The organism is Pseudomonas sp. S32, from assembly GCF_016648095.1.
In the GTDB taxonomy this organism is placed as follows: domain Bacteria; phylum Pseudomonadota; class Gammaproteobacteria; order Pseudomonadales; family Pseudomonadaceae; genus Aquipseudomonas; species Aquipseudomonas parafulva.
The window spans coordinates 1-9,012 of record NZ_JACVVF010000083.1 but is presented as its reverse complement, the minus strand read 5'-3'; the positions used below and the strand labels follow the sequence as shown (position 1 = coordinate 9,012).

Below are 9,012 nucleotides of genomic sequence, written 5' to 3'. Positions count from 1 at the left end.
GCTGTTTTCCAGGAAGCTGAGGAAGTTGAAGGCGTTCGAGTGGATGATGGTTTCTGTGGTCATGGGAACTCCATGCTGCACCGTAATAAATTGAATCAGGCTCGCTCGAAACAGCAGCGCCCACTTCGACACGAAGTCCGGGCGCCTTATGAGCAAGCATCAATAAGGTTGGACCTGATGTGCATCACTGCCGGGAGCAATGCCGCCATCGAAAGCATCAGAGCTCCCAGCAATCTCTGACTGAATGAATGGGATGGCTGGCATGTTCGAGCGCGGCTACGCGATAATTGGCGGCTCTGCCGCTTTCAATGGCAGAGCCAGACGCTACTCAATCTTCACGTCACCAGGTAGACAGCACCAAGGTGTTTCGATTATCCGGCAATGTGGGTGCCGCAAATGCGATCTGAACGCGGTGCAGATTCCCGTCTTCATCGCGCAGAGAGAAACGAAGTGCTGAGTCCAGATGCTTGCGATACGCCCGCTCCTCTCCCCCATCGCCCATACTGTCGTGCCAGTACGGCAGGTCGTGCACGCGGTTGAGGCTAATCATCAGGGTTCCCGGCGCGGGTGCCTGACTTGGTTCAAACGCGCTCCTGAGTTTGCTGAAGCTGACGTCCTTTTCCTCGACCATGGTCTGCAGCCAACTGCTCAGGGTGACGTTTTCCGGCGCCGGCGTGTCAGGGGATTGTTTAGGATTGAAAGCAACCCCCAGATAACTGGCATAGGTTTCTGCTAATTGCTCACTTTCCCAACGTACCGCCGAAATCTGGCCCTCGATCCGACACGTCGCGAATAGCGCTGGCAGCACACCCTGGCGCTTGTATTCCAAGGTCCAGTAATCAGTCGACTCCTTACGGTAACTGAACTCGTCATCTCCTATGGTCTCACCCAAGCCATTCCATACGCGCTTGCGTGCGAAGGTGTAGTCGGTCAGGGCTATGGTCGGCGGGGCCTTGCTGCTGATCCTCACTTTGCCTTCCTTGTCACGCGAGTCGAATTCGCCCCCCCCGTCCTTGGTAAATTTGGCGTAGAGTTCCACAGCCGCACTCGGTTTAGCACTTTGCAGGTACAATACCCGCCTGACCGTGGCCTTCTCGCCCTGTACATGCTCCCGCGGTTGTTGTCCGTCTTGAGTGCGGAAGCGATTCGCAAGATTATTGATCGCCCAAGGCAAACCACTGTCGGGGTCCATGCCCTCTTGGCCGGGATCGATGAACGGTACTTCGGCATTACTGACATTATCGTAGAGCTTCAACGTCGACAGCTCTGTTGGCGTCAGCGGTATCTCAAGCTTCTCATCACCGACTTCTGCCGTTTCAATGGTGATGAGTACCTGAATCTGTTGATGACCGTTCGCATAACATTCAGCGCTGCCGCGTACGGTCATCTCGAACTTGTTCAACGCGCGCCAGGTAGGCGGGGTTACGTTTTCTTGCAACAGTTCGACAATCGCGTAACCACTCGAACGACTATTGATGTCGGCCATGATCACGCTCACGACCCCTTCCGCTTGTTCAGGAGGCGTGAACAAGCCTTCTTCGTCGATGAACCCTTCACCAAAGTGACTCCATGTCACATCTTGCTGATCCTCACCATCAACCGTGAACTGAATGGGCACCCCCGCATCGGCCGAGGGCACATAGGCGGGGCTGACTGTCAGGTGAGCCGCGTAGGCGATGATCACAACCGTAGCGTCTGCGTAGGCGCGAGTGCTGGTGTCGGTGACACGTATCGTCTGCAGCTTGATTTCCGGAACGGAGTCTTTTGGAGCGGTGGGCGTGAATTGCGCCAAGGTCCCGTTGATGACATCCAAGGTTCCCAGCACTTCGCCCTGCAGCGACCACTCGACGCTGCCGCCGCTGGTTTGCGCGACGAGGTCCACAGGTTCCATTCCCTTGCTCCACGCCGCGACTCGGGGCGCAATGGCGAGTGGCTGGGCCACCTCGACCACCACGGCAACACGCGACTGATCCATGCCTGCGGCCTGAAAGCGGTTTGAAACGACGACAACCTGCTCTTTTTGCCTGAATCGTTTGGCGGGTAGCGCTGTGTAGGTACCCTTGTCAGTGATGGTCCCGGTGGCGCCGCTGAGGTTCAAGCCAGCCGCCGCCCAGGCAGATGCCGCGCTGGATACGGCTGTTGCATTCTGCTTCAAGGTGAAGCTGCGCGACTGACCTGCCACCACTTGCGTACGCAAAGGTTCGACGGTGAACGTACGCTCTGAGGTCTGGACATTGCCGAAGATCACGTGATCGAAAGGGTCGTGCGACTCATCGAGGCTGAGTCGATGTGCATTGGGCAGCTGCACTCGCCTTACGATCGGAATCGAGCCTGCCTCGGTCAATGTGGCGCTTCGCGCGAAACGTGTCAGGTGTTTGGCGAGCAACAGCGTCGCATTGTACTCACGGACACCCTGCGTACTGACGTCATCGGGGATGAGATAGGGGAAGCCACTGCCGCTTGTGGGCAAGCTACCCGGTGCGGAGTTGGCTCGCAGTTGACAGAACAGCACGACAGCCCCCTCACCTGCTTGTGCAGCATCGGGGTGAGGCTGGGTCAATACATTGAAACGCTGGATACCCAGAGGCTCGTAATCATTGAAATCGAGCGCCGCGATGACGAACGCTTTGCGATAGGCCGGGTGATCTTTGATACGCTTGCCCAGCACTTCGCCAATGACAATGGGTGCTTCCAGCGTCTTGCCAAGGTTGCACCTGAAGTCCGAAGCAGAGGACAAGTCCAGCAGCAGCTTGCCATGATCCTCCGCGGACCCGGTACGCACCCCAAGGTCAACCTTCATCGTCAGTTGGTAGCCCATGCCCTCCCGCAGGTTCATGCTGTGCCGAAGTTGCGGTGGGCGACCCGGCAAATGAACCCAGGTGGTGTAAGTGCCGGTCAGGATGTTCATCGACAGCGTTACCTTGCTGTTGCTCAAGGCAGCCTCCGCGAATGACACCTGGGGTACGCCGAGCACCATGTTGGACAATGTGACCCGCTCTTCATGGGTGTCATCGGTGCTGAAACTGGCATCGAACGGCAAAAGGAAACTCAGGTCGTTGAACGATGCGAGGTACTGCTGTTCCAGCATACGGTTGATCTGCGCGCGATCCATGGCAATGATCGCACCCCAGTCGTGCATGACATCACCCTTGGACAAACGGTCCAGTAGCTCGGCTTTGCTGTGGCTGATCATGATTGCACCTCACCCTGCGTGGAAACCAACGATTCAGAAGCCTGGCTGACCTCTGGCTTAATGAATGGCAATGGCAGGATGGCGTAGGTCCAGTACCAGTTGCGACTATTCTCCTCTACCGCCGCCACCACGGCGTACGGCGTGCTGCCCGAAGCCGGGGGGGTGTACAGGCCGTCCTCGAACGTGCCATTGCCTACCACCAGAAACCACTGGTTGAGATCCGGGTCGACAAGTCGCTCGCCCTTCTTGTCCTTGGTCCAATGGGTCAGCTGGATGGCTGTGCCTTTTTCCTCGTAGGTGAACCAGTTGGTCTCAGGCTCCAGAGGCACTAACACATCGATGGCTTGCTGCGCTGCGCCGGGTGCGCTTACCAGAATTTGCTCGTGGCCCAGTACCTCCGCCAAGTCCTCCGAGGCTGTCCAGGCGCCCGATGCACGATGTTCGAGCCAGGCTTCGCTGATTTGCGCCACCTCGATTCCACGCTGCTCGTCAAAGACTCGAATAGAAGCGCTGCTTGCCGGAGGTGTGACGTAATATTTACCGGACAGCTCAGGTTCGGCCGAGTCGTCGTCCCTCAGCTCACCCTTGGCACCCTCCGACAGCTTCCACGTGAGAGCCTGCCCGTTGAGCGCAGCCGCCGTAACCTTATGGCTGACCTTCCCCGTCGATACGGCCATTACCAGCGGGTCGACACCAATCTGCCGGGTAACGAGATGAATAAGGGCCTGACTGCTGTTGCCTGCCTCCGTGCGGGCCGTGACGATCACCCGTTTGTGCTGGCTCAAGGGCATGTTCGCGGGGCTGGGCGCGGTGTAGATGCCGCTGCGCGGATCAATGGAACCGGCGTCACCTGCCTCACCGGCCACATTGCTGACCGACCAGGACGGTCGCACGTCTGGTGGATCGCAGGTGAAGTTTAACGTGCTGCCCGCGGAGATGATCTTTTCGACGGGATCGATCTGGAAGCCGGTAACGGTCGGTGCCAAGTGGCCGGGAAGTGTCACATCGCCCGGAATATAGGCAGCGTATGGAGTAGCGGTTTGTTCACCGCCTTGAAAAAGCAGACCGTTCAAACGAAAAGCGTCAATGTTATCACCGACAACCTTGAGCTTTTCGATAGTTGCACCAATGATGTCCGTCTCATGAATGCGGATGAAATCTTTAATCTCCTGCTGGTGCGGGCCCAGTTCGGGATCCTTTTCAAATAGCTCCCAACCTTGAATAATTTGGTACTGCCGCGTGTCATAGTCCTTGCGGAATTTAAGCTGGCCATCACTGACATCCAGTGCATACCGAATGTGAACCGACCAGAACTGGCGAATTTGCCCAGCAACCACTTTCCCAGATGTGCTGGTCACTGAAACATTTAGGTTTCTTACACCCGCCCACCAGCCGCCAATGGTGTCATGACTTTCACCCTTGATTCGTTTTCGATAGACCTCGAACGTCGTGTCCTGATCTGACGCCTCACTGACGAACGCCAAGATATGCTCGCCCACCTCAATACGTTTGGTATGTGCTGTGTGCCCGCTGAGTTTAGCGACTTGGACATGTCCACTTGTCGCCGTCAGCCCCGTGTAATGCTTTCCATTTTCGCCGCCTTGCAATTCAACCTGCACCGGCCGTGTGGACTCCTCTGAATTTATCAAGCGGCACCACTGCGTCACGAGCGCGTCGAAAAAATACCTGCCGCCCAGCAGAATATTCATGCTGAAATTGTCTGGAAGTAGGTAATGCATATCGCTGTCTGAAGGCGGCAGCGTTCCCGATTTACCGTTTTTCATCGTGATGAATGCCAATACGGCGCCATCGGCGGCCTGCTCGGCGGCCTCTTTGACAGTGGCCGCGACCGTGTCGCTTACCGGGGCTGCATGCGTGCGGACGAGGAACGTTTGCGGCTGTAGAAAATTGTCGGGATCAACCGCTAACTTATTGAGCTCGAAATGTTGTTTTTCCTTAGGCCACGCGTCGAAAATTTTCTTGAAACGCTCACCCCCCAAGCGGTTTTCCTCGTCAGTGTCCGCAAAGGTCAGGTAGAACTGCGTACCCTTGGTCATGTCGATCTGCACCGCACCGGCTTCTGTGACGCTGCCTGCCGACTTCTCCAGTTCGATGCGCACGTGCAACGTGGCGCCATTGAGCGCATCCGCCATCTTCAAGCGGGTGATTTTAGAATGTGAATCGCCCATGGCTTTACTGATACCCAGTTGTCGACCACCGACGATGCGCATTGACAAGTCAGCACGCGAACTGCTAATCGAGGCGTGTTCGAACGACAACCTCGGCTTATCAAGTACATAATCGTATGTGATTTCCCAGCGTTGCCCCGGCGTAATTTCGGTGGTGAATGTCAACGGTTCGAAATAACTGTTTTTCGAAAACCGTTGAATATATTCCTGGATCAACAGGCGGTTCGCCTTGTTGCGGTCGTACGCAAGAATCGCATCCCACCCCAACGTTCTGGGCGCTTGCGACAAATAGGTAATGAATTCTTCCAGTGTTTCCCTGGCCATGATCAAACCTCGTTCATTGTGCTGTATCAGTTGTGTTCAGGCATTCAACGTCAGCCGCAACGGTGAGAACGCTACGGTCACGTCGTTGTTATCGACATTCTCGAAATTGACGCTCACCTCGATGGTGAACGTCTCCCCAAGCTTCTGCTCGCGCAGGGTTGCCAGGGGAATGCTGGCCTCGACACGTCGGCTGTTTGCTTCAGACTCAGTCACCGCAGTGGCACGGATGATTTTTACCAATGGGGCGCCCGTTTGCTTCACGCCTTGAAGCACGATGCTCAGTTTTTGCCCGCTGGCCATGAACGGCCATCCTGCCAACTGCAGTGCGGCGCCTTCTCGTTCGGCTTTCCTGAGCGACAACCCCTGCCCCTCGGCTTGCGGGCAACTGATCTGTGGGTAGCTCTGGACAGGAAGGGGCTTGATCCGCAGGTGGTAACGAGAAGACTCCACGTACGTCGAATCCGCCTTCACCAGCCGGTAGAACACGGCAAAGCGCTTGTCACTGGTGTTCTCGGCACGCTCCATGTTGGCGGCAATCGCCGCAGCGGGAACTTTGAAGCGCCAGGGCCAGGCGGGATCGACGGGATCGCGGGTGATGTGAGTACCGGCATTCGGGCGGCCCGCCCAGTGCACCTCCACAACCTCACCCTGCCTCAGGCGCACTTGAGGAACGTTCACATAGGCCCCCGCCATTACATCCTGCGCGGCCAGCCAGCCTGAGTCGGGTTCAGTGCCCCCCTCGGGAGTGGCCTGCTCGACCCGCACAGGTAGCAGGTCCCTGGATTCGACGATTTCGATCTCGAGCGGCTTCGAGCTCATGCCAAGCCCTTCGCGGGCACATTGATAAGTCAACACCAGGCGCTCTGTGGCCATCAGGTGCTCCGGCGCAAGCCTGAACCAAAGGCGCCCCGTGTGCAGGGAGCTCAAGTCGGTGCGCAGGGCAGCTGCCCCGACCTGCTTGTCGGTGTGCAAAAGCGCCCAGTCCGATGCATGCAGGTCCGAGTACAGGGGCAAACGCACACGCAAACCATCCGGGAAGTCGACAGGGTCCAGCGCACCCCCGCTGTAACCCTCGACCGTTGGTTCTGGCAACAGTGTCGCGGGCATCGCCCCCATCCTGAAACACTGCGTCGGGCCCTGGACCGGTTCCGTGATGCCCGCAACGATGATCTGGTAGGACACCTCGGCATAGCTGTCCGGAAAATCCAGCCAGTCGAATTCAGACTTTGGAACCGTTCGCAGGATGGGCAGGCCGACTGCTGACTCCTCCAGCACAGGCTCCCTGTCGATCCAGTCAGGCATTTGCATCCCGCCACTGAAGCCACGGAAAAGCAGCTTGACGTCATCCCCAGCCTGCATCGACTGGTACGGCGGAATGACGAATGTCACCCCTGTATTGTCGAGTGACGGTGGGTCGATCCACAGCTCATGGGATTGCAATGCCTGAGCGACGGGCATGTGCTCCATCCGGTGTGGGCGCACACCGACAAAACAGAAGCGCCGAGGTGACGTCCCCAGGTCCGGTGTGGTGACTGTGTAAGAACAAAAGGCGTAACCCTGATCGGCCTCGACCAGGTAGCGATTGAGCAGTCGCACCTCCACCAATTGCTTGGCAGCATCGAAATTGTCTTCGCTGACCTCGACGTACACATTGAGTATGTCCAGTGCCTCACCATCGGGCGAAGCCCCCCACCAACTGAAGGAGAAGGCGTCGTCGAGCTTGATCCCGTCGTAATGAATGCCGATGGTGAGGTCATCGCTGCCAAGCACCGCAAGGTCTATTTCATCGTAGGCATTGAGCAAGCTGATAGTGGGCGCATTCAGTGCAGCGTGCGTATCGCGCTTGACCGTCTTCGTCAGCGGCATGGCGTATCTCTCCGTGAGTGTTCATGCACTCAGTTATAAGACCGCCTAACGCCTGGGCCAACTGGTAAAACTACTAGGTACGGCTCGCCGGCCCGTTTTATCTGCGCCCAGATAAGACTGGTAGTTTTACCAGGTGTCAGAGGGGGAGGTACTCGATAAGCTGATCTCGTCGCGTTTGTTTCCCGGCATGAAAGTTTCCCGGTATGAAACAAGCCTTGTATTCCCTATTTCGCACAGCGCTCACGCTTTTCCCGAGGACATCTTTATGCATTCCAGACACTTATTAATCGGCGTGTTGTGTTCCACCTTTTATGTAAGCGCGGTGCCCCCGGCGATGGCCGCGGCGGAAGACACTGGAACAATCGTCTTTCTAGATCCCGACAGTGCAAAGTGTGCGTTGTCGTTCCCTGGTCCGGGCGCAGGGACCACAGTGCAGTACAACCTGACAACGGCGGGTGCAGCGGGGCCAGGTAATTGCAAAGACTTTAAAGTCCGCTCAATGCAACTGGTCAATTTCGCGTCTGCAGCGACCATTCTGATGACAGAAAGCCCTTGGTGCAATACGTCAGCAGGCAACAGCGATCACTGGATGAGGTTGAAGACCATCAGAAACCCGACCAACATACAAGCCTATGAAGTTGAAGATCTTTACACTTACCAAAAAGGGGCCATCATCACGCCGGGGCTTGAAATGGTCGATAATTACCTGAAGTCCGGCGAGTCGGGGCGTGATACCGTCAAATGTGTTCAAGTTGCTATTTCGTCTGCGCCGGGCGGCCCAAAGATACCCGGGGCTGACGCGCTGCCTGAGTCTCATGCGTGGTCAGCAGACCTTCGAGAGAGTTGGTCATTCTGGGAATGCCCTGTCGGGCAAGTCATGACAGGCCGTCGACACAAAGGTGATGAAACAGGCGATACCGCTTATCAATGTGCATCACTCAAGCAAGAAGGCATTACCCTGGAAATCAGGGATTCAACCTGGCACGATACGGTGTGCGAATCTGGCCATGAAACTGACTGTGAATTCATTGAGACTAATGTTTCAACTGTCGTACAGGCTGAACAGCCCCCCACTGTGCAAGGACCAACTGGTATATGGTTTAACTGCCCAAGCAACGAAGTGATGGACGGCCGCCTGCACCGTGGCGATGAAAACGGGGAGACCGCATACCGCTGCGGGAAAGTGTTCAGCGGCACGCGGCAATTGATTGTGACGCCCGATACATCCTGGCAGGAGCAGCAGAAAGAGAGCAAGAGCGAATTCACCTGTGCGCCTGGCACCGTGATGGTGGGCCGCTGGCATGAAGGCGATGAGAACGGCTACACAAGAGTTCGCTGCGCCACCTTGCGTTGATGTAACGCCACTTGCCATTGGAGCCTACTGTCATCATGAATAATCACTCGAACGCCTTCAACTTCCTCAGTTTCCTGGAAAACAGT

5 protein-coding genes are annotated in these 9,012 nt (G+C 56.6%); 2 read left to right on the top strand and 3 right to left on the bottom strand.

The genetic code is table 11. From position 1 onward, the window contains the following. On the top strand, positions 1 to 240 hold a 240-nt coding region (locus IAE38_RS24030; protein ID WP_236404379.1), incomplete at its 5' end, for a hypothetical protein. Positions 241 to 340: 100 nt separating this feature from the next. Here IAE38_RS24030 and IAE38_RS23215 read toward each other — a convergent pair. From IAE38_RS23215 to IAE38_RS23205, 3 genes are read right to left on the bottom strand one after another with little or no spacing between them, the layout of a single operon-like run. Continuing rightward, positions 341 to 3,193 (bottom strand): hypothetical protein, encoded by a 2,853-nt coding sequence (locus IAE38_RS23215; RefSeq protein WP_201219509.1) that lies wholly within the window; start codon positions 3,191 to 3,193, stop codon positions 341 to 343. Next, positions 3,190 to 5,706: a hypothetical protein gene (locus tag IAE38_RS23210; protein ID WP_201219507.1), complete on the bottom strand. Its 2,517-nt coding sequence runs from the start codon at positions 5,704 to 5,706 to the stop codon at positions 3,190 to 3,192. Before IAE38_RS23210 ends, IAE38_RS23215 begins: the two co-directional genes overlap by 4 nt. 36 nt (positions 5,707 to 5,742) lie before the next feature. Continuing rightward, on the bottom strand, positions 5,743 to 7,572 hold the full coding sequence (locus IAE38_RS23205; protein WP_201219505.1) for a hypothetical protein: 1,830 nt from the start codon (positions 7,570 to 7,572) through the stop codon (positions 5,743 to 5,745). A gap of 265 nt (positions 7,573 to 7,837) precedes the next feature. On the opposite strand from IAE38_RS23205, the gene IAE38_RS23200 reads away from it, so the two are divergent. Further along, positions 7,838 to 8,926: a hypothetical protein gene (locus tag IAE38_RS23200; RefSeq protein WP_201219503.1), complete on the top strand. Its 1,089-nt coding sequence runs from the start codon at positions 7,838 to 7,840 to the stop codon at positions 8,924 to 8,926. Positions 8,927 to 9,012 lie beyond the last annotated feature (86 nt).

Excerpts from the sequence above, each read along its gene's own strand:
- IAE38_RS23215 (WP_201219509.1), bottom strand. The coding sequence starts at position 3,193 with ATGATCAGCCACAGCAAAGCCGAGCTACTGGACCGTTTGTCCAAGGGT.
- IAE38_RS23210 (WP_201219507.1), bottom strand. The coding sequence starts at position 5,706 with ATGGCCAGGGAAACACTGGAAGAATTCATTACCTATTTGTCGCAAGCG.
- IAE38_RS23205 (WP_201219505.1), bottom strand. The coding sequence starts at position 7,572 with ATGCCGCTGACGAAGACGGTCAAGCGCGATACGCACGCTGCACTGAAT.
- IAE38_RS23200 (WP_201219503.1), top strand. The coding sequence starts at position 7,838 with ATGCATTCCAGACACTTATTAATCGGCGTGTTGTGTTCCACCTTTTAT.